The organism is Erythrobacter sp. THAF29 (assembly GCF_009363635.1).
Taxonomy (GTDB): domain Bacteria; phylum Pseudomonadota; class Alphaproteobacteria; order Sphingomonadales; family Sphingomonadaceae; genus Erythrobacter.
In genome coordinates this window covers 3,006,892-3,025,059 of record NZ_CP045392.1, presented here as the reverse complement: position 1 = coordinate 3,025,059, position 18,168 = coordinate 3,006,892, and the positions used below count along the sequence as shown (strand labels likewise).

At 60.8% G+C, this 18,168-nt stretch carries 23 protein-coding genes; 9 read left to right on the top strand and 14 right to left on the bottom strand.

The features are described 5' to 3' along the window. Nucleotides 1–6: 6 nt before the first annotated feature. A complete protein-coding gene (locus tag FIU90_RS14580; protein ID WP_172970291.1) occupies nucleotides 7–468 on the top strand; it encodes a DUF6491 family protein in 462 nt (153 codons plus the stop codon). 3 nt (nucleotides 469–471) lie between these two features. On the opposite strand, the gene FIU90_RS14575 is transcribed toward FIU90_RS14580, so the two are convergent. Next, a complete protein-coding gene (locus FIU90_RS14575; RefSeq protein ID WP_152435436.1) occupies nucleotides 472–1,440 on the bottom strand; it encodes a patatin-like phospholipase family protein in 969 nt (322 codons plus the stop codon). Nucleotides 1,441–1,535: 95 nt separating this feature from the next. Further along, complete coding sequence (locus tag FIU90_RS14570; RefSeq protein ID WP_152435435.1) at nucleotides 1,536–2,768, bottom strand: FAD-binding domain-containing protein; 1,233 nt, start codon at nucleotides 2,766–2,768, stop codon at nucleotides 1,536–1,538. A gap of 199 nt (nucleotides 2,769–2,967) precedes the next feature. Between FIU90_RS14570 and FIU90_RS14565 the strand changes: the two genes are divergently transcribed. The 4 genes from FIU90_RS14565 (at nucleotide 2,968) to FIU90_RS14550 (ending at nucleotide 4,904) form a co-directional block, all read left to right on the top strand. After that, nucleotides 2,968–3,540, top strand: coding sequence for a fasciclin domain-containing protein (locus FIU90_RS14565; RefSeq protein WP_152435434.1), 573 nt, complete (start codon nucleotides 2,968–2,970; stop codon nucleotides 3,538–3,540). A gap of 88 nt (nucleotides 3,541–3,628) precedes the next feature. Beyond that, on the top strand, nucleotides 3,629–4,093 hold the full coding sequence (locus tag FIU90_RS14560; RefSeq protein WP_152435433.1) for a COG3650 family protein: 465 nt from the start codon (nucleotides 3,629–3,631) through the stop codon (nucleotides 4,091–4,093). Further along, complete coding sequence (locus FIU90_RS14555; protein ID WP_152435432.1) at nucleotides 4,090–4,497, top strand: hypothetical protein; 408 nt, start codon at nucleotides 4,090–4,092, stop codon at nucleotides 4,495–4,497. Before FIU90_RS14560 ends, FIU90_RS14555 begins: the two co-directional genes overlap by 4 nt. Then, a complete protein-coding gene (locus tag FIU90_RS14550; protein ID WP_152435431.1) occupies nucleotides 4,497–4,904 on the top strand; it encodes a GFA family protein in 408 nt (135 codons plus the stop codon). The genes FIU90_RS14555 and FIU90_RS14550 overlap by 1 nt, the downstream gene beginning before the upstream one ends. Nucleotides 4,905–5,101: 197 nt before the next feature. Here the strand turns inward: FIU90_RS14550 and FIU90_RS14545 are convergent, their stop codons facing one another. Further along, nucleotides 5,102–6,580, bottom strand: a complete 1,479-nt coding sequence (locus tag FIU90_RS14545) for a S41 family peptidase (RefSeq protein ID WP_152435430.1) — start codon at nucleotides 6,578–6,580, stop codon at nucleotides 5,102–5,104. Between the two features lie 251 nt (nucleotides 6,581–6,831). On the opposite strand from FIU90_RS14545, the gene FIU90_RS14540 reads away from it, so the two are divergent. Continuing rightward, complete coding sequence (locus FIU90_RS14540; protein WP_152435429.1) at nucleotides 6,832–7,425, top strand: YbhB/YbcL family Raf kinase inhibitor-like protein; 594 nt, start codon at nucleotides 6,832–6,834, stop codon at nucleotides 7,423–7,425. A 28-nt stretch (nucleotides 7,426–7,453) separates the two neighbouring features. Beyond that, entirely contained in the window at nucleotides 7,454–7,705 is a 252-nt protein-coding gene (locus tag FIU90_RS14535; protein ID WP_152435428.1) for an SWIB/MDM2 domain-containing protein, read from the top strand. 29 nt (nucleotides 7,706–7,734) lie between these two features. Here the strand turns inward: FIU90_RS14535 and FIU90_RS14530 are convergent, their stop codons facing one another. The 3 genes from FIU90_RS14530 to FIU90_RS14520 are packed head-to-tail and all read right to left on the bottom strand — an operon-like array spanning nucleotide 7,735 to nucleotide 8,809. Beyond that, a complete protein-coding gene (locus FIU90_RS14530) occupies nucleotides 7,735–7,971 on the bottom strand; it encodes a DUF3253 domain-containing protein (RefSeq protein WP_152435427.1) in 237 nt (78 codons plus the stop codon). Next, complete coding sequence (locus FIU90_RS14525; RefSeq protein WP_152435426.1) at nucleotides 7,968–8,366, bottom strand: DoxX family protein; 399 nt, start codon at nucleotides 8,364–8,366, stop codon at nucleotides 7,968–7,970. The genes FIU90_RS14530 and FIU90_RS14525 overlap by 4 nt, the downstream gene beginning before the upstream one ends. Continuing rightward, nucleotides 8,363–8,809 (bottom strand): cupin domain-containing protein, encoded by a 447-nt coding sequence (locus FIU90_RS14520; RefSeq protein WP_152435425.1) that lies wholly within the window; start codon nucleotides 8,807–8,809, stop codon nucleotides 8,363–8,365. Before FIU90_RS14520 ends, FIU90_RS14525 begins: the two co-directional genes overlap by 4 nt. Nucleotides 8,810–8,857: 48 nt before the next feature. Here FIU90_RS14520 and FIU90_RS14515 point away from each other — a divergent pair, with 48 nt between their 5' ends. Then, the gene (locus FIU90_RS14515) at nucleotides 8,858–10,162 is read left to right on the top strand and encodes a dipeptidase (protein WP_152435424.1); all 1,305 of its coding nucleotides are present in this window, start codon (nucleotides 8,858–8,860) and stop codon (nucleotides 10,160–10,162) included. Between the two features lie 13 nt (nucleotides 10,163–10,175). Here FIU90_RS14515 and FIU90_RS15615 read toward each other — a convergent pair whose 3' ends face one another. From FIU90_RS15615 to dapD, 5 genes are all read right to left on the bottom strand, one after another. Further along, entirely contained in the window at nucleotides 10,176–10,331 is a 156-nt protein-coding gene (locus tag FIU90_RS15615; RefSeq protein ID WP_172970290.1) for a hypothetical protein, read from the bottom strand. A 69-nt stretch (nucleotides 10,332–10,400) separates the two neighbouring features. Further along, on the bottom strand, nucleotides 10,401–10,592 hold the full coding sequence (locus tag FIU90_RS14510; protein ID WP_152435423.1) for a DUF3008 family protein: 192 nt from the start codon (nucleotides 10,590–10,592) through the stop codon (nucleotides 10,401–10,403). Beyond that, on the bottom strand, nucleotides 10,592–10,819 hold the full coding sequence (locus tag FIU90_RS14505; protein WP_152435422.1) for a DUF2945 domain-containing protein: 228 nt from the start codon (nucleotides 10,817–10,819) through the stop codon (nucleotides 10,592–10,594). Before FIU90_RS14505 ends, FIU90_RS14510 begins: the two co-directional genes overlap by 1 nt. A gap of 60 nt (nucleotides 10,820–10,879) precedes the next feature. Further along, on the bottom strand, nucleotides 10,880–11,035 hold the full coding sequence (locus FIU90_RS15610; protein WP_172970289.1) for a hypothetical protein: 156 nt from the start codon (nucleotides 11,033–11,035) through the stop codon (nucleotides 10,880–10,882). A gap of 60 nt (nucleotides 11,036–11,095) precedes the next feature. After that, entirely contained in the window at nucleotides 11,096–11,932 is an 837-nt protein-coding gene (gene dapD / locus FIU90_RS14500) for a 2,3,4,5-tetrahydropyridine-2,6-dicarboxylate N-succinyltransferase (protein ID WP_152435421.1), read from the bottom strand. A 163-nt stretch (nucleotides 11,933–12,095) separates the two neighbouring features. Here dapD and FIU90_RS14490 point away from each other — a divergent pair, with 163 nt between their 5' ends. Then, on the top strand, nucleotides 12,096–14,525 hold the full coding sequence (locus FIU90_RS14490; protein ID WP_234029545.1) for a S8 family peptidase: 2,430 nt from the start codon (nucleotides 12,096–12,098) through the stop codon (nucleotides 14,523–14,525). On the opposite strand, the gene FIU90_RS14485 is transcribed toward FIU90_RS14490, so the two are convergent. From FIU90_RS14485 to FIU90_RS14475, 3 genes are read right to left on the bottom strand one after another with little or no spacing between them, the layout of a single operon-like run. Then, nucleotides 14,522–15,595: a phosphotransferase family protein gene (locus FIU90_RS14485; protein ID WP_152435882.1), complete on the bottom strand. Its 1,074-nt coding sequence runs from the start codon at nucleotides 15,593–15,595 to the stop codon at nucleotides 14,522–14,524. The two genes, FIU90_RS14490 and FIU90_RS14485, sit on opposite strands and share 4 nt — an antisense overlap. 38 nt (nucleotides 15,596–15,633) lie before the next feature. After that, nucleotides 15,634–16,719 (bottom strand): Zn-dependent alcohol dehydrogenase, encoded by a 1,086-nt coding sequence (locus FIU90_RS14480; protein ID WP_152435418.1) that lies wholly within the window; start codon nucleotides 16,717–16,719, stop codon nucleotides 15,634–15,636. Between the two features lie 29 nt (nucleotides 16,720–16,748). Continuing rightward, complete coding sequence (locus FIU90_RS14475; protein WP_152435417.1) at nucleotides 16,749–18,086, bottom strand: acyl-CoA dehydrogenase family protein; 1,338 nt, start codon at nucleotides 18,084–18,086, stop codon at nucleotides 16,749–16,751. Nucleotides 18,087–18,168: the final 82 nt, after the last annotated feature.

The following is an 18,168-nucleotide window of genomic DNA, read 5'->3' as shown; positions in this document are numbered from 1 at the left end:
ACGGTCATGCGAAAAAATGCGATAACTTTACCAAGCGTGATGGTAGCCGGGGCGGCTTCGTTGGCCCTCGCCTCGTGCATGACGGCTCAGCCTGATCCCGCGTCCGACGCCGAAGCGCCGCAGACGGCACTTGCCAAAGCCGAGGAAACCGGACGGCAATGCTTTTTTGCCGAGCAGGTCAACGGTTTCCGCTCGATCGAGGACGAGAAGGGTCGACGCTCCGATACGCACGTGCTGATCGATGTGGGAGCTTCCGATACCTACGAGTTCGAACTGCTTCGTTCATGCCCCGGATTGCGCTTTGCGCGTTCGATTGCGCTCGTGCGTCAGGGGCCGGGGCGGATTTGCGACGGGCTGGATGTCGATCTGGTCGTCCAGGACGATATCTCTCCGCTGCGCTGCCCGGTGAGGATGGTGCGAAAGCTTGCTCCCGGCGAGCCCTACGCAAGACAAGGGGCGAAGGAGTAGGCGTCAGCCGCCGACTCCGAGAAACGGGGCAAGCTCGCTCCACCTGTCACGCACCGCCTGGCGGCCGCGCTCGATATGCTCGGCAATAAGGACGGGATCGAACTCGAGCGTTTCGTAAGGGTCGAATTCGGGCTGGAGCACCATGGTGGGGACGAAGCGAAAGCGCTCGATCTCGTCGTTCAGCGGCTTCATCACCCGATCGATATCCGCCGGTGCCATGCCCATCGCGGCAAGCTCGGCGCGCTGTTCGGCCTCGGCGGCGATGAGGCTGTTGATGAACTCGACATTGGCAAGGTCATTGTCGGCAACCTCGGCCGTAAGAATGTCGACCGCCTGAAAGCCGATATCGACCGCGCTCTTGTATTCCCTGGGCGTCCAGAACGGAGGCGCTTCGGCACGCACGGCGAGAACGGCGCGGGGGCGCTCCTTTAGCGCGGCGGAAAACGGCGTCACGTCGCGCAAGCCCCCATCGACCCACTGTTCGAGCAGGCCGTCGGCGGTGCGGGTGCGAAGCGGAGGGAAGCCGGGAGGCTGGGCGGAGCTCGCATAGACCCAGTCGGCGATGTTGTCGGTGTTCTCGCCGACGATGCGCAGCTCCCCATTCGTGATGTTGACCACCGCGATGCGCAGGTTCTTGCCGGTGGCGCGGATCTTTTCATCGTCGATCATTTCGTGGAGCAGAGCTTGCAACGGACCCGTCGAGTAGAGCGAATTTTTGCCGGTAATGATCGCCCAGATCATCCCGCCGCGGCCCTTGTAGATACTGGAATTGCCCTTGAGCCCGGTCCAGAACGAAAGGAGACGCGGAATATCGTCCTGCGCTACGCCCGCCGCCTGGATCGCCCCTGTCGAGGTGCCAACCACGGTTTCGAACTCGACGCCGCGATTGACAATGAGTTCGTCGAGCACGCCCACCTGGAACGCGCCCTTCGCGCCGCCACCGCTCAAAGCCAGAGCCAGTCCACCTGCCATGTTTCTTATCCCCCTACCGGTTGCCGAGAAAGAGGAAGAGAAAACGGGCTTTTAGTCAATGGTTTTGATCGGGATGAAGCTTCCCCGGCGAGGGATCAGCCGGTGATGCCGACCTCGGCGAGCACGCCTTCAATCTTCTTCTTTACGCCGAAAAAGCCGGCTTTGGCATGCGGCCAGGTAGCTCGGTCGAGATCGCCCAGAAGGTCGATCGCATCGCCTTGTTCAAAGATGGGCGCGAGCTCGGGCATGAGCGCATCGCGGATCCAGCCTGTCGGTAGAAACGGGATGGCGATGCGCTTCAGACCGGCTGCGGCGAGCTGGTTGGAAAGGTCGTCGCTCATCTCCCACATCCTGCGCTCGCATCCAAAAGTATCAGCCGCCTCCGCCAGACCGTTCTCGACCGCCCCGCGCGCAAAGGCGCGGGCGTGCGATCCTATCTCTCTGCTTGAGCGAGCCTCTGGTCTAGGAGCGCCTATCACCAGATCGGGAGGGCGTGGAAGGGCGAGCGGCACATGACTGGCGGCCTCGTCGTGCAGGATCAGCGCATAGGGAGCGTCGAATGCATCGCGGGCTGGCCGATCGGGCAATGCGAGGCCTTGGCGCCCATATTCTTCACCCTCGGAAAGCGCGGGTGCTTCGCTCGCGAGACCCTGTGCCTCAAGCGGTCCAGCGGTCATGTTTGCAGTGTAGCGAGCGATGTTGCTTTCCCGGGCGAGGTAGGTCTTCCCCGTGGTGTGAAGCCCGCCGACCCAGCGCCAGCTAAGAGTGTTGGAAGCCGCATCGCCATCCATCAGGTGGCGCAGGAAAAAGTCGGCGCCGAGGGTCCAGTCGAGCTTGAGAGTGAAAATCCAGATGCTAGCGAACCACATGCGCGCGTGGTTGTGGAGATAGCCGGTTTCGACCAATTCCCTGGCCCAGTGATCGAATGCCTCGATACCCGTGCGTCCGCCGGTTGCCTCTTCATAAGCCCGGCGCAGTCCCGCATTGTCGTCAAGCTCCCCGATCGACCTGTCGCGCTGTTCGCAAAAGCCGCGCCAGATGCCAGGCCGTTGTTCGAGATAGCCCTTGAAGTAAATGCGCCAGAAAACTTCGGAAATGAACTTTTCGGCGGTTCGCGGCGAATGCTCCGCAAGGACGGCGTCGAGCACTTCGCCTTCATCGATCAGTCCCGCATGCAGCCACGGAGACAATTGCGAGACGTTCCGACGGGCACCGTCTTCGGGAACACCATCATCGTAATTGCGGCTGTTGGCATAATCGCGCCCGGCACGCGGGAGGAAATCGGAAAGACGGGCAAGACCTGCCGCGCGCGTGGGTTCAAAGTGCATGTTCGATCAACCGGCAGGTCCTACCGAGGTTCCGTCGATCTGCGCGAGTATCAGGGAGGGCCGGGACAAGGATGTCGTGCGTTGGAAAAGCTTTTCGGGACATCCGGGCGGGTTTGCTCTGCGTATATGTGATGGGACGAGGCAAATGCCTGCATCCCGATCGCACAAACCCCGATAAGCTAATTCAAGGACTTCCCCCATGAAATCGCTCAAGATTATGCTCGCTTCTACCGCCGCGCTTGCACTCGCCGCATGTGCGCCCGAAGCAGAAACCCAGGATGCCATGACTGCGGATGACACCGCGATGACGGCCGACGCAACTGCGCCCGGCACCATCGTCGAAGTCGCGCAGGACAATGAGAGCTTCTCCACCCTCGTGAGCGCCGTGACCGCTGCTGGTCTTGGCGAGACTCTTTCGAGTGAAGGACCCTTCACGGTCTTCGCGCCGACCAATGATGCCTTTGCCAAGATCGATGAGGCGACGCTGACTGAACTCACCACGAACGACACCGAAACGCTTGGCGAGATACTGAAGTATCACGTCGTCGCCGGTTCGCTCGACGCGGAAGCCATCACCAATGCAATCACAGAAGCCGGCGAAGGCGGTTTGACGCTGGAAACCGTTGGTGGCGGCACACTGACTGCAAACATCGTCGATGGCGCAGTGGTGCTTACCGATGCGACGGGCGGCACATCGACCGTGACCGCGACCGATGTAGAAGCGTCGAACGGCGTAATCCACGTGATCGACACCGTGCTTATGCCGCAATAATCGAGACTGCGGATAACGCTTCGGAAAGGCGGGCCCCGCGCGGGTCCGCCTTTTGCGTTTGGGACAATGCGCGATTAAGGTCCGTGCCATGGGTTTGGAGATCGGCAGAGCAGGTCGCGCCGCAAGGGCGGTGGGACTTTTCGCAGCAGCGATGCTCGCAACCGCTTGCCAGCAATCGACAGGAATCGACGAACGCGGCGAAGTTTTCGCTGGGATTGCGGACAGTGCGACCGTGAACCTCGTTGGCAACGAGCCATTCTGGGGAATGGAGATCGTCCCGCAGGCAGACGGTTATCTCGCGAAGTACTCGACCCCTGACAATGTCGAGGGATCCGCTTTCGCGGTGTCGCGGTTTGCCGGGAACAACGGTCTGGGGTTTTCGGGCGAAATCGATGGCGAGGACGTGCAGGTCGCGCTTACGCCGGGCGAATGCAACGACGGTATGTCGGACAGAACATATCCGTATACCGCTACGGTCGCGATCGGAGAGGCTACACTATATGGCTGCGGGTACAGCAGCGATGAACCTTACACAGGAGAAGAAGCGCAGTGAATGACGGCATCGTGGGAACGCAGTTGGGCGAGACGGAGTCCCGGCGCGGATGGCGCATATTTTTCTGGGCGGCGGCGATCTTCAATTTCCTTGTCGGATTGAGCGGAATGCTGGCACCCGGGACGATGGTGGATACCCGCATTATCGGCTTGCTCGTTTTCGCATTCGGCATCGTCTACATGCTTGTCGCGCGTGATCCCCTGCGCTTTGGCCCTGTCCTGTGGGCAGGAGTGGTCGGCAAGGTCGGGGTCGTGGCGTTGTTGGCGTTGGATGCGTTCTCTCCCGAAGGCAGCGTCCTTGCCCGGGTTGTCATCGGCATCGATGCGGTATTTGCGATAGGCTTTCTCGTGTTCTTGATCACCAGCAACGAAGATGACCACGGATTGCCGACGGGGAGAGAGTAATGGCACAGACGGGGGGATGTCTTTGCGGAAAGGTGCGCTACACGCTCGATGCAGACCCGATCGTGTGTGTGACTTGTCACTGCAAAAATTGCCAGAAACAGGCTGGTAGCGCGCTTTCGATCATCATCGGCGTCCCGGAGAATGCGCTGGAGGTCGAAGGACAAGTCAAGACCTACAACGACAAGGGCGACAGTGGCGCAACGGTCTATCGCCAGTTTTGCGACACCTGTGGATCGCCGGTCTTCACCCGCCTGGATGATTCAAAAGGGCTGATGTTCATCAAGGCGGGGACCCTCGACGATACGAGCGGACTGCAACCGCAATTCCATTGCTACACGAAAAGCAAACAGAATTGGTTCGATCTTGGTGGAATTCCCGGTTTCGATACGGTCCCGGAAGGGATGTAGGATTGGAGAGGTATTGGGAAACTTCTCCACGGCTCAAGTATGCCTACCAAAAACAAACCCCAGTGTTTGGATTGATCCCAAGCAATCAGTATCAGTCTGCGGCCCGATATCGTCTTCGCCAAAAGCGATATCGGCGGCGATCGTCTGTGCCGAAGGAGAGCCTCCTCAGGGCATCCGGACCGCCGCCCGATAATCGGCTAGAACAGACCCGGTATCTCGTGCTGCGCTGCATTGGGCCGGCGCGGCTGGAGCAATTCGCGCCCTCCCACGCCTTGAGCGGTTTGTCCGGCACCCCCGCTGATCGGATTGCAGGTCTGGCCTCGGAGGAATGAGAGGGCCTGCGCTATCGAAGCCTCGCTCGGATCGCCGAACTGCGTGAAGATATCGTCGTTGGCAATACAGGTATTGGGCATAACACCTGCCAAGCCGGAGAAGTATTCGCCCTCGTCGTCAGCATTGACCGTCCTGAAGGTCACTGCGCGGATGCGTAGATCGCACTCGTCCAAGTCGAAGCCGAACTGACCTACCGGCTTTCCTGAGGTATTCCTGCCTATTAGCGCGATATTGGCCGGATCGACATAGGGCAGCATTGAGTTGATGACGAGCTCGCTTGCCGAAGCGGTACCACCCCGGCCAATAAATGCGATCTTTATCGGGTTGACCGAAGGGATGGCCTGATCCGGCCCGAGCGCTCCCGTCTGAGCATTGAGGAACTGAGTGGTGCTTTCGAACAACTCGGTTGAATTGCGGCCTGACTGCTGATCGTTAAAGATCGTCTTGCTAAAGATTTGTCCCGTATTCGGCCCCCGCATGAGGTCGCCCATGAGATCGGCAATTCGGACGAGGCCGCCGCCATTGTAGCGGAAATCGATGATGAATTCGGTTACACCTTCATTGCTGAACTCCTGAAACGCATCGACGAGTTGGCGGTCCGAAGTGCCAACGATAAACGTCCGCAGGTTGAGATATCCGACCTTCTTTCCGCCATCGTTCAGGACAAGCGCGCCGTAGCGATCCGAAACGGGATCCAGCGAGAAATCAGCCTTGGCGATGGATTGCTCGACCACAGCACCGCCGACCTGCGCAAAGCGGATCACTCGCGTCACGCCTGGATCGGATGGCCCGAGAGCATCAATGACCGCCTGCGGTCCGCCCGATGCCATCAGCGAAGAGACCGTAGTGAGATTGCTTGCATCGGTGCCTATTGCGACCAGCTCGGTTCCGCGGTCCATACCGGCCGCGAAGCCGGGGGCGTTTTCGTATGCCTCCGCGATGAACACGCGATTGTTGTTGATGTCATAGATCAGCCGAATGCCGAAACCAGCGCTCGAGCCTGAATTGATCAGCGCGTTCTCTTCGGCGATCGAGGTCGCAAAGGTAAAGCCGCGATCCCTGTTTTGCGCACGCGCGGGCGCTACGCGCGCGTCCAGATAGCTTTGCAGGTCGCTGAAATTGGCCTTGTTCACCGTATTGTCGAGCAGATTGGGGAACAGATACCATTGATCGAGCACATCATCGGCAAAGTCCTGCTGGGCTGACAGTGAACAGTTCGCTGTGGGCGGAGGTGCAGGAGTAGGCCCGCCCGCGATGGGGCCGGGGTTGTTGTTGCCTCCGCCCCCGCAAGCCACGAGGGCGAGCGAAAGGGTTGCGGAAAGGGTTGTGCGACCAATATTCATGTAAGTGCGACTCCGACGGAAAGAGGTTTGCGTGGAACTGGTTTTCGCCGGATGGCGAGGGGCAGAACCATGCAATGACGGCCCTCATTCGGCAAGGCGCAACGGCCAATACAAGACCTGTCGCCACCGATCTGAGGCATTTTTCCCGCAATTTCGCCATGTTTTCCGCAGAAAGCGGGGCAAATCGGGTGCCAGTGCCTCGTTTCCTTCCCTCGATGAGACTACCAAAATCAATATGGAAAGACAGAATCATGCCTGACCTGCCTGACTGGCTTGGCCCCAAATTGCCCGCCGCATCGCGCCATCCCGGCCTTGCGATCGCGACGCTCGGCGACGCGCGTTCATTCGGGCGCGGTGGCTTTGCCCTGTCCAGCCCCGCTTTCGATGCGGGCGAAGAACTCGATCCGTGCTTCACCGCGAAGGAAGAAGACGCGGTAGCGCCGCCGCTCGAATGGACTGCGCCTCCGCCGGGCTCGCAGGAGCTCGTGATTATCGTCGAGGACGCCTCGACCACCGGTGGCGCCCCGCAATGCCACTGGCTTGTTTGGGGACTTGCAGGTCAGCGAGGCAAACTGCTCGAGGGTGAAGTGCCGCCGCGTACGGGCAAGAACCACCTCGGCAATTCCGAATGGTTGCTGCCCGATCCGCCGATTGGCGAGACGCGTCAATACGTGTTCCAGATCTTCGCGACCGATCTGCCGCTTACTCTCATGCCCGGTGCGAGCCGCGATGACCTTGTCGCCTCGCTCAAGGGCACGATTACCGCCTGCGCAGTCCTAACCGCCCCGTTCACCGGCGTCGAAGCCGCGGACGAGATGGCGTGGGACGACGAAGAAGTTGACTAACCTGCCATCTTAAAAGGGAGAAAATACCATGGCTGGCAAGACCAACGCACTGCAGAAGCCGGTGCAGCTTTCAGGTGAGCTCGAAAACGTGATCGGCAAAGGTCCGATGACGCGCGCTCAGGTCACCTCGAAGGTGTGGGACTACATCAAGGCAAACGGCCTTCAGGACAAGAATGACAAGCGTCAGATCAATCCTGATGCCAAGCTTGGCGCGGTGATCGGCAATTCGCAGATCTCGATGTTCAAGATGACCGCTGCGGTGTCGAAGCACCTCAGCTAAGGCGTCTGCCTTGCAAGTAACGGGAAGAGTTAGCGGCGCGCAATGCGATAGGCGCCGCGCCGCTGCTCTTTCCGCTTACCCTTCCACGAAAGGGTTATGGTTCCGGCCTCGAACATTTCATCGACCGCCCGGTGAACCAGACCCATATTCTCGCGCCAATCGCCATCCGGGCCGGTGAGACGCTTTGCCGCCTCGCTCGGGCACATCGTTTTTCCCGGCCCGCGCTTTCCCAGCAACTCGTTGATCGCGTCGTTGGCGCTGATCATTCGGAATGCCGCCTCGCGCCGATGACTTCGCCCGTCCAAAGGGCGAGCCAGATCAGGACAGGTTGAGCAATCATGCGGGGCAAGTGGTAGCCGAGGCCCAGGCCGCCATCTTCGCTGGCCATGTCCATCGCGAAGTGATTCATGTTCGCCGGCCAAACGCACAACGCATAGAGTGCCAGTCCGATCCCCGCCGCCTGCCGCAGTTTCATTGAGAACGGTTGAGCAAGGCCGATCGCTCCTGCGATCTCGGCAATGCCAGTCCAGAAAATTACCGCTTCCGGGAACGGCACCCAATCCGGAGTAATGGCAAGAAACGGCTCTGGTCGGACAATATGGGCGTATCCGGCATAGCCATAGAACAGTGCCAATAGCACCCGCACTCCACGTTTGATCATTGTCCCGGCTCCCAATCAGGCCCGGCAAGTTCGAAACCTGAAAACTCGAAACCCGGCACCACAACACACGAGACGAGGCAATAGCCTTGGGTGCCGTCGGCTGGTTCAGCAGCCTGCCAAGCGTCCTTGGGGACGTGACCCTGCAGGTGCTGGCCCGCAGTGACTTCGCTGCCCAGGCGGATGGTCTCCACCGGCCCCCCATCGCTTGCAGCAATGCCGAGGTCGAGCGGATCGCCCGCCTGCCAGAACCACATTTCATGCGCATCGACGCGGTGCCAGTGCGAGCTTTCGCCTGCCTTGAGCAGAAACAGGATCGCTGTGCCAGACGCGCGGCCATCCTCGCACGCATCGCCGCGCCACGTTTCGCGATACCACCCGCCTTCGGGGTGGGGCGCAAGCTTCAATTGTTCGATCAGCCTGTCCGCGCTATCAGTTGCTGCCATGTCGCACCCCCGTTCGTACCGGGTCAGTTACCGGGAGTTTCCAGCCACATGCAACACCGCCTTTTGCCGCTCGCCGCTATTGCTGCCGTCCTCGCCGCACCCGCCGCGGCGCAGAGCGTTGCCGAGGATATTGCGCCCGCGATCGAGAACGATGCAGCAGCCGCGACTGCCAACGCCGCGCTGGAGGCTGCGCCGGTGTTTGACGGGCATAACGACGTGCCAATCCAGCTTCGCGCGCGTTTCGACAACCAGATCAATGATTTCGATTTCACCGACACAACCGGTACCGGCGAGACTCACCCGCAGGGCAGAGCCATGCACACCGACCTCCAGCGGCTCTCGCAAGGCAAGGTCGGCGCGCAATACTGGTCGGTCTATGTGCCGGTGAGCCTGTCGGAGTCCGAGGCGGTGCAAATGACTATGGAGCAGATCGACGTGATGAAGCGCCTCATCACGCGATATCCGCAATCACTCGCCTATGCCGAAACCGCAGATCAGGTCGAAAGCGCGATGGCCGAGGGAAGGGTTGCCTCGCTGCTCGGCATGGAAGGCGGTCACTCGATTGGATCGAGCCTTGGAGTGCTGCGCCAGATGTACGTGCTGGGCGCGCGCTACATGACGATCACGCACTCGGCCAACACACCATGGGCCGATAGCGCCACCGATGATCCCGAACATGGTGGTCTCAGTGATTTCGGCAAGGACGTGATCCGCGAGATGAACCGGATCGGGATGCTGGTCGACCTCAGCCATGTCAGCGAACAGGCGATGCACGACGCACTCGACGTTGCGCAGGCACCGGTCATCTTCAGCCATTCGGGCGTGCGCGCGGTCAACGGCCATGCACGTAATGTGCCCGACAGCGTTCTTGCGCGTCTTCCAGACAATGGTGGAATCGTGATGGTGGTGGGCCTTCCCGGTTTTCTGAATGACGAGCGTCGTCAATGGTATGCAGAACGTCAGGCCGAAGTCGCGCGGCAGGAATCGCTCTATCTCGGCCAGCCCGATGTCGTGAACCGTGCGATGGCCGAATGGGACGCCGCCAATCCCGAGCCGCAGACCATGGTGAGCCACATGGCCGACCATATCGACCACATCAAAAACTTCGTGGGCGTCGAATACATCGGCATCGGCGCAGATTATGACGGCATGCCGTCAGGCCCTGTCGGAATGGAAGATGCTTCGGGATATCCCGCGCTATTCGAGGAACTGGCGCGCCGCGGCTATTCGCAGGTCGAGCTTGAACTCATTTCGAGCCGCAATGCGATCCGCGTCTTGCGCGACGCGGAACGGTATTCGGCAAGCGTCGCCGGCCAGCCCCCGCTCGAGACGATCCTCCCGAAAGAGGACTGACCGCGAAGCCTGATCAGAGGTAGAGCGCGGGCAGAATCCAGGCGAGGCTCATCATGCTGCTCGCCAGCGCTAGACTGATGCCGAGCACGTAAGGCATTGACGGATTGGTTTCAGCAGCGCGCGCTGCGATAGCGCCGATGCGGATGGGCTTGATCGAAAGCTGTTTCATCGAAATCTCCTTTGATGCGGAGGTTTCGGTGAAATGGGCAGATCGGTTACACCTTACTTCGGACCACGATCATTCGTCGTTGACGGTCTTCGGCAGGTCCTCTCGCGAGGTCGAAGCCATTTCCTCGAGTTCTTCCCCGCTCATGCTCTCGTACATTTCCGCCGAAGCGCCCTGCAAATCGGACTTGTCGGCCGGGCCCCGCTTGGCTGCGAGCGCGGTTCCTGCGGCCCGTCGCTGCGCCTTGCTTTTGGCCTTGGCCATCAATCCTGCGCCTCGAGCTCGGAGCCACGCTTCAGCACTTCGTCGCCGTCATCCTGTTTGATGAGGTAGGCGGGATTATCCTCGTCACCGTCCTTGGTGACTTCGGCGCCCTGCAGTGTACGGGTCACTTCACGTTCGAAACGTTCCTTGATCTGGCCCCTGCCTTCGCCATCACCCCAGTTCCATTTGACATACTGACCGGTCTGGAAGCTGTTGGAATTGCTCATGGTTGTCTCCTTTTCAGGAAACGAACGAGCAAGATGGCTGGGATGTTCCGCGTGGAGCGATCAGCCCCAAATGGCGGGCACCACCCAGACCATCGTCATCGCTATCACTGCTAGGATCAGGCTGATGGCGAGAACATAACGTACGATACCGGGTGTGCTGGCAGCACGCGCATCGTCATCTTCGATGTGGACTTCATTGTCTTTTTCGTAGGACATGTCATCTCCGTTCGGGGCTTTATAGCCCAGCATAGCATGGACTGGAAATATGTCGCGCGATCAGTCGCGCAGAAGTTCGTTGATCCCTGTCTTCGAGCGGGTCTGTGCATCGACTGTCTTTACGATAACGGCACAATAGAGCGAGGGGCCGGGCGAACCATCGGCCAGAGGTTTGCCGGGGAGAGTGCCGGGGACCACAACCGCATAGGGCGGTACTTCGCCCATGTGGATTTCGCCGGTCGCGCGGTCGACGATCTTGGTCGAAGCACCGAGATAGACGCCCATCGAGAGCACTGCCCCTTCGCCAACACGCACGCCTTCTGCGACTTCCGAGCGAGCACCGATGAATGCTCCATCGCCGATAATGACAGGCTCCGCCTGCAGCGGTTCGAGCACGCCGCCGATCCCGGCGCCGCCCGAAATGTGCACGTTTTTGCCGATCTGGGCGCAAGATCCTACTGTCGCCCAAGTATCGACCATTGTTCCCTCATCGACATAGGCGCCGATATTGACGAAGCTGGGCATCAGGACGACCCCTTTGCCGATAAAGCTGCCCCTGCGCACGATTGCACCCGGCACGACGCGGAAACCGGCCTCGCGAAAACGGTTCTCGCCCCACCCGGCGAATCTGAGCGGAACCTTGTCGAAGGCATTTTCGCCGCCTGATCCGCCTTCCATGATCGAATTGTCTCTGAGACGGAATGAGAGAAGCACCGCCTTTTTGAGCCACTGATTGACGCGCCAGCCGCCATCTCCGTCAGGCTCGGCAACTCTCGCCTCCCCATGTCCGAGCATTTTCAGCGCTTTGTTGACCGCGTGCCGAGCCTCGTGTCCGGGCGTGACTTCGGACCGGTTTTCCCAAGCGGCTTCGATTTCGGCGATGAGTGTTTCAGACATTCTTCCTCAGGCAGGTAGGTGTGGCGATCTGTTCCGTGCTGCTAGCGGCGAGTGCGCTGTGCGACAAGCTGCGAGTGCAAGTAGGGAGGTGCCGCACTTGTCATCGTTGAGAACTTCATCGTAAGACCTTCTGTCTAGGGGGAACGGGCAAGAGGTCGCAGTAATGAAAATGTCCCCCGGAGCGATTGTTCCGCCAAAATCTGATGATACAGCCCCGATCAGCTGGAAAGCGGTCGGAAAAGCCGCCGTCGTGGCGTCAGCGTGCGCGGCGCTTGCCGCCTGTAGCGGCAGTCCGAGCTCTACTCCGCCGATTGTGTCGGCGCCGCCACTTCCGCCGCCGCCACCTCCCCCTCCGCCGCCACCGCCTCCTCCTCCGCCCCCGCCAACGACCAATTTCAACACGGCGGAGTTTCGTCAGTCCGATGGGCCGGGTTTCCACAATGTCGATGCGGCATGGCGCGAAGGGTTTACGGGCTCTGGAGAAATCATTGCGGTCGTCGATTCAGGCCTCGACAGCGACAGCCCCGAATTTGCGGGGCGCGTCCATCCCGCCTCTGCCGATGTCGCTGGATCGCGCGGGATCGATCCCGAGGACGATCACGGGACCAACGTTGCGCTGATCGCAGCTGCCGGCCGAAACAACCAGGGCATCCTTGGTATTGCTTTCGAAGCCCAGATACTTGCCCTGCGGACCGACGAACCAGGCTCATGCGGCATGGATACGCCGGACGATCCCACTCTCGGGTGCCTCTTCAATGATCGCGATATTGCCACTGCGATCCAGCGGGCAATCGATAACGACGCGACGGTCATAAATCTCAGCCTCGGTGGGGGGGGGACGTCGCAGCGCGTTCTGAATGCTGTCACGCAGGCGGCGAACCGCGGTGTCGTTGTTGTAGTCGCGGCCGGGAATAGCGGCGACGGCAGCGATCCGGATATCGATCCCGATCAACCGGATCCATTCGCGCAGGCGCTGCTCGCGGCAGGTAATGGAAACGTGATCATCGTAGGATCGGTCGACGATCAGAGCCAGATTTCCGGCTTCAGCAACCGTGCAGGCGACGATGCCGCCGCCTATCTGACCGCACTCGGCGAAAGGGTATGCTGCGTCTACGATAATGGCGAACTGTTCATCGAAACGATCGACGGGCAGCGGTTCGTTACCGTGTTTTCAGGCACAAGCTTTGCTGCACCGCAGGTGTCGGGCGCGGTCGCGATCCTGGCGCAGGCCTTCCCGAACCTCACTGCGGTCGAGATTGTAGAGATCCTGCTCGACACCGCGCGTGACGCGGGTGCAGTGGGGACGGACGCTGTTTACGGAACCGGTATCCTGGATATCGCGGCTGCAATTGCGCCCAATGGCACGACAACCCTTGCGGGAACGGGTCGCTCGCTCGCTTTGGCAGACAACTTCGCGGTCGGTTCGGCTGCCATGGGAGATGCGCTGAGTGGTGCTTCGCTGAGTACCGTAGTCTTGGACAAGTACGAACGCGCCTACCGCGTGGCGCTCGGCACCCAGGCGCAGGCTGCCGTTCCCATCCAGCGCCTGCGCGGTGCTGTCGAACGCGGCGGGATTACACGCGCGGCGGGCAACGAGGCCATGTCGCTCGCGGTGACCATCGGTGAAGGGCAGCGTGCAGCAGGCCTGGGTTGGTCGCGCGAGTTGCAATTGTCGCCCGAAGAGGCTTTGGGAGCACGGGTGCTGGCCGCGCGCGTGGCGGCGAGGATTGCACCCGACCTCAAGCTTGGCTTCGCTATCTCGCAAAGTGCCACCGGCCTCGTTGGTCAGCTGCGCGGTGCGGATCGACCCGCTTTCGCCATAGCCCCGAGCGCAGGCGGCAATATGGGCTTCCTTACAAGCAGCGACCTGGCTTTTGCAGCGCGCCGCCAGATCGGCCCGTGGGGTCTGACGCTGTCGGCAGAAACCGGGCGCGCCTGGCTCGGCGACAATCGCCGGGCGGGCGATGTGGTTTATGGCGTGCGGGAAAGTCGTCCCACGCGCAGTATCGGCCTCGCGGCCGATCGCAGGTTTGGCGATTTCGAAACCGGTATGGCGCTGACATGGCTGGCGGAAGAGGACACGCTGCTTGGCAGTCATTTCAATCCGGCGCTGGGTCTGCGCGGTGCTGACACGCTCTTCGTCGATGGAGACGCGCGCTGGAGCCTAGCGCCGAAATGGCAGCTTGGCGGCGCCTACCGCCTCGGTGTCACTCGTCCTCAGGCCTCCGAACTGCTGGGTTCCGGGTCGCATCTGCTGAGCGAGGCGTGGTCGCTAGACGTGACACGGCGCAGCCTGCTTACCGATTTCGACCAGGTCGGTTTCCGTATCAGCCAGCCGCTGCGAGTGAGCGGTGGCGGGATCGATTTCGACCTCCCAGTGGCCTATGACTACGTGACCGAGGCACCAATTATCGGTCGGCAGACGCTTTCGTTGTCGCCAAAGGGCCGCGAACTGATGGGCGAATTGACATACGGCTCGCCGCTATTCTTCGGTTATGCGCGGGCGAGCGTGTTTTACCGTAGCGAACCCGGACACATCGAACGCGCGCCCACGGACGTCGGTGCGCTCGTCAGCTTTTCGGCCTCGTTTTAAGCAGGCATCCCCGCGTCGAGCGCGAACTGGTAGGCGCGTTGGGCGAGCGGCTGAACCCGGTCGCTCATCGCCTTGGCGTGCGCTGACGAGGCGGTGCCGTCGATCACCCGCTTCTTGATGCCCTGCATGATGCCCGCCAAGCGGAACAGGTTGTAAGCGAAGTACCAGTCCATCGGTGGGACGGGGTAGCCGGTGCGCGCGACATAGCGTTCAACGGCTTCTTCGACCGTCGGAATGCCCAGTTCGCCGAGATCGAGACCGAGCAGTCCCGCGCGTCCGTCGGCGGGTTGGAACCAGTTGAGCATTAGGTAGCTAAAGTCTGCGATCGGATCGCCCAGCGTCGACAATTCCCAATCGAGCACCGCGATGATGCGGTTATCGGTCTTGTGGAAGATCACGTTGTCGAGGCGGTAGTCACCGTGGACCACCGAGCTTTCATACTGCGGGGGAATCGTCTCGGGTAGCCATTCGATCAGCCGCTCCATTTCGGGCATGTGCTCGGTTTCGGAGAGCTTGTACTGCTTGGACCAGCGCGCGATCTGGCGCGCGCAGTAGTCGGTGGGTTTGCCATAATCGCCAAGACCGATCTCTTGAGGATCGTTGAGATGCAGGTCTGCCATCGTATCGATCAGCGAATTGTAAACCTCGCGGCGGTCCTGCGATGAGATATCGGGCAGGGCGCCATTCCAAAGGCTTCGGCCATCGGCCATCGACATCACGAAGAACTTCGAGCCGATGACTCCGGTGTCCTCGCACAGGCCATAGGTGCGCGGGACCGGGAAACCGGTCGGATAGAGCGCGGTCATGACCTTGTATTCACGGTCCACTGCATGCGCGCTTGGCAGCAGTTTTCCGAATGGCTGCCTGCGCAGGACATAATTTGTCCCCGGCGTCTCGATCTTGTAGGTCGGGTTGGATTGTCCACCCTTGAACTTGGTGTAGCTGATCGGTCCTTCGAAACCTTCGACGTTGGCAGCAAACCATTCGGTCAGCTTCTCAAGGTCGAGCTTGTCTTTCTCGGTGACCTCGACCGTGCCGACCATTTCTTTGTCGAAGTCGATTTCGGGCATTTCGGTTGCGGTACTTTTCGCGTTTTCGTTTTCTGGCATCAGTCGAACACCACCACGCTGCGGGCATGATGCCCCTCGCGCATTTTGTCGAAGCCTTCGTTCACCTGGTCGAGCGAAATGCGTTCGGCAATGATTGTGTCGAGATCGAGCAGGCCGCGCATATAGAAATCGACCAGGCGGGGCAGGTCGACGGGAAAGTGGTTCATACCCATGATTGCTCCCATCAGCTTCTTTCCGCCGAGCAAGTCCATTGCTCCAAGGCCCACCTTGCAGTCCAACGGCATCATGCCGAGGATCACGGCCGTACCGCCGCGGCGCAGCGCCGCAACCGCAAGGTCTGCGGAAGCCTGTCTTCCAACTGCTTCAATCCCCCAGTCGACACCTCCACGCGAGATATCGTGAATCTGCTTCACAACGTCGTCAGCGAGCGCATCGACCGTGTGAGTCGCGCCCAGAACCTTGGCGAGTTCGCGCTTTTCAGGCAGCGGATCGGCGGCGATCACCTTGCCCGCGCCCGCGATCTTGGCCGCGTTGATCGTGGCAAGGCCCACACCTCCGCAGCCGACGACCAGCACGGTCTCGCCCGGCGTCACTTTGCACGCATTGAAGATCGTGCCTGCACCTGTCGTGACCGCGCAACCGATCACGGCGGCCCGGTCCAATGGCATCTCCTTGTCGATGGCGACGCAGGCGTTTTCGTGGATCAGCATCTGCTCGGAAAGCGCCGAGAGGTTGAGCATCTGGTTGACCGGCTCTCCGTCTCGCGAAAGGCGCGAGGCATCGTCCTTCCCTCTCCGCGTTGCCGCTCCCAGGCACAGAGCCATCCGCCCTGTCACGCAGAACTCGCACTGTCCGCAAAAAGCGCTGAGGCACGAGACGACATGGTCGCCCGGCTTCACCGTCTTCACTTCGGAGCCGACCGCGCGCACTACGCCAGCTGCCTCGTGCCCGGGCACACAGGGGAGGGGATGCGGGTAAGCCCCGTCGATGAAATGCAGGTCCGAATGGCAAAGCCCGCAGGCCTTTGTATCGATCAGGACCTCGTGCGGCATCGGATCGGCGACTTCAATATCGCCGATAACTAGGCCTTCGCCGGGTGTTTCCAGGATTGCTGCTTTCGCCACGTTTGGCTTCTCCCCTGTGCCGCGCGACCTCAGCGCGTCGCGCCCATGTCGCCCGAACTGAACGAGGCGGTGTCATTAGCCGCCCGGCCACTATCGCCCCGAAGGGCGTTCGCGGTCGGGCTTTGGTTCGGCGCGTGCTTGCCGAACTCCATGCGCGCGATCGAGCGGGCGTGGACCTCGTCGGGGCCATCGGCGAGACGCAGGGTGCGCTGGTGCGCGTATGCGCTCGCAAGACCGTAATCTTCGCTCACGCCGCCGCCGCCATGCGCCTGGATCGCATCGTCGATGATGCGCAGCGCCATGTTGGGAGCCTGCACCTTGATCATTGCGATTTCCTGCTTGGCCGACTTGTTGCCGACCTTGTCCATCATATCGGCGGCCTTGAGACAAAGCAGGCGGGTCATGTCGATGTCGATGCGAGCGCGCGCAACGCGTTCTTCCCAAACCGAGTGCTTGTAGATCGGCTTGCCGAACGCCTCGCGCTCCTGCAGGCGGCGGCACATCTTGGCGAGCGCTTCCTCTGCGACACCGATCGTGCGCATGCAATGGTGGATACGGCCCGGGCCGAGGCGACCTTGCGCAATCTCGAAACCGCGCCCTTCGCCGAGCAGCATGTTGGTCGCAGGAACGCGCACGTCCTTCATTTCGACTTCCATGTGACCGTGCGGTGCATCGTCATAACCGAATACGGGCAGGTGGCGGATGATGTTTACGCCGGGCGTGTCGATCGGCATCAGGATCATCGATTGTTGCGCGTGGCGCTTTGCCTCGAAATCGGTCTTTCCCATGACGATCGCGACCTTGCAGCGGGGGTCGCCGAGGCCGGATGACCACCATTTGCGGCCATTAATGACGTACTCGTCGCCATCGCGCTCGATCCGTGTCTCGATGTTCGTCGCGTCCGAAGAAGCGGTATAGGGTTCCGTCATGAGGAAGGCGCTGCGGATTTCACCGTTCATCAGCGGCTTCAGCCACTGCTCTTTCTGCTCGCGGGTGCCGTAGCGGTGGAAGACCTCCATGTTGCCGGTGTCGGGCGCAGAGCAGTTGAACACTTCCGATGCCCATCCGATGCGGCCCATCTCCTCGGCGCAGAGCGCATATTCGAGGTTCGTGAGGCCTGGCCCTTCAAACTCGAACGTGTCGTCGACGTGTTGATGGCTGTCATTGCGCGGCGGCATGAAGAGGTTCCAGATGCCAGCGTCCTTGGCGAGCTTCTTCTTGTCCTCGATGATCTGGATCACCTTCCAGCGATCGCCCTCGGCGTCCTGTTCCTTGTAGACGTCCATATTTGGGCGAATGTGCTGTTCGATGAAGTCGCGAACGCGGTCTCGCCAATAGGTCTGGCGTTCTGTCGGCTGGAAATCCATGGGGGTGTTCCTCTCTATACGTCCTGAATTGCAATCGAATCTATTGCGTGGACCGTGGCACTTCGCGTGCGGCCCGCCAAGC

Excerpts from the sequence above, each read along its gene's own strand:
- FIU90_RS14540 (WP_152435429.1), top strand. The coding sequence starts at position 6,832 with ATGCCTGACCTGCCTGACTGGCTTGGCCCCAAATTGCCCGCCGCATCG.
- FIU90_RS15610 (WP_172970289.1), bottom strand. The coding sequence starts at position 11,035 with ATGTCCTACGAAAAAGACAATGAAGTCCACATCGAAGATGACGATGCG.
- FIU90_RS14490 (WP_234029545.1), top strand. The coding sequence starts at position 12,096 with ATGAAAATGTCCCCCGGAGCGATTGTTCCGCCAAAATCTGATGATACA.
- dapD (WP_152435421.1), bottom strand. The coding sequence starts at position 11,932 with ATGTCTGAAACACTCATCGCCGAAATCGAAGCCGCTTGGGAAAACCGG.
- FIU90_RS14475 (WP_152435417.1), bottom strand. The coding sequence starts at position 18,086 with ATGGATTTCCAGCCGACAGAACGCCAGACCTATTGGCGAGACCGCGTT.
- FIU90_RS14560 (WP_152435433.1), top strand. The coding sequence starts at position 3,629 with ATGGGTTTGGAGATCGGCAGAGCAGGTCGCGCCGCAAGGGCGGTGGGA.
- FIU90_RS14530 (WP_152435427.1), bottom strand. The coding sequence starts at position 7,971 with ATGATCAGCGCCAACGACGCGATCAACGAGTTGCTGGGAAAGCGCGGG.
- FIU90_RS14565 (WP_152435434.1), top strand. The coding sequence starts at position 2,968 with ATGAAATCGCTCAAGATTATGCTCGCTTCTACCGCCGCGCTTGCACTC.
- FIU90_RS14510 (WP_152435423.1), bottom strand. The coding sequence starts at position 10,592 with ATGGCCAAGGCCAAAAGCAAGGCGCAGCGACGGGCCGCAGGAACCGCG.
- FIU90_RS14520 (WP_152435425.1), bottom strand. The coding sequence starts at position 8,809 with ATGGCAGCAACTGATAGCGCGGACAGGCTGATCGAACAATTGAAGCTT.
- FIU90_RS14535 (WP_152435428.1), top strand. The coding sequence starts at position 7,454 with ATGGCTGGCAAGACCAACGCACTGCAGAAGCCGGTGCAGCTTTCAGGT.
- FIU90_RS14570 (WP_152435435.1), bottom strand. The coding sequence starts at position 2,768 with ATGCACTTTGAACCCACGCGCGCGGCAGGTCTTGCCCGTCTTTCCGAT.
- FIU90_RS14580 (WP_172970291.1), top strand. The coding sequence starts at position 7 with ATGCGAAAAAATGCGATAACTTTACCAAGCGTGATGGTAGCCGGGGCG.
- FIU90_RS14525 (WP_152435426.1), bottom strand. The coding sequence starts at position 8,366 with ATGATCAAACGTGGAGTGCGGGTGCTATTGGCACTGTTCTATGGCTAT.
- FIU90_RS14485 (WP_152435882.1), bottom strand. The coding sequence starts at position 15,595 with ATGCCCGAAATCGACTTCGACAAAGAAATGGTCGGCACGGTCGAGGTC.
- FIU90_RS14575 (WP_152435436.1), bottom strand. The coding sequence starts at position 1,440 with ATGGCAGGTGGACTGGCTCTGGCTTTGAGCGGTGGCGGCGCGAAGGGC.
- FIU90_RS14505 (WP_152435422.1), bottom strand. The coding sequence starts at position 10,819 with ATGAGCAATTCCAACAGCTTCCAGACCGGTCAGTATGTCAAATGGAAC.
- FIU90_RS14545 (WP_152435430.1), bottom strand. The coding sequence starts at position 6,580 with ATGAATATTGGTCGCACAACCCTTTCCGCAACCCTTTCGCTCGCCCTC.
- FIU90_RS14515 (WP_152435424.1), top strand. The coding sequence starts at position 8,858 with ATGCAACACCGCCTTTTGCCGCTCGCCGCTATTGCTGCCGTCCTCGCC.
- FIU90_RS15615 (WP_172970290.1), bottom strand. The coding sequence starts at position 10,331 with ATGAAACAGCTTTCGATCAAGCCCATCCGCATCGGCGCTATCGCAGCG.
- FIU90_RS14550 (WP_152435431.1), top strand. The coding sequence starts at position 4,497 with ATGGCACAGACGGGGGGATGTCTTTGCGGAAAGGTGCGCTACACGCTC.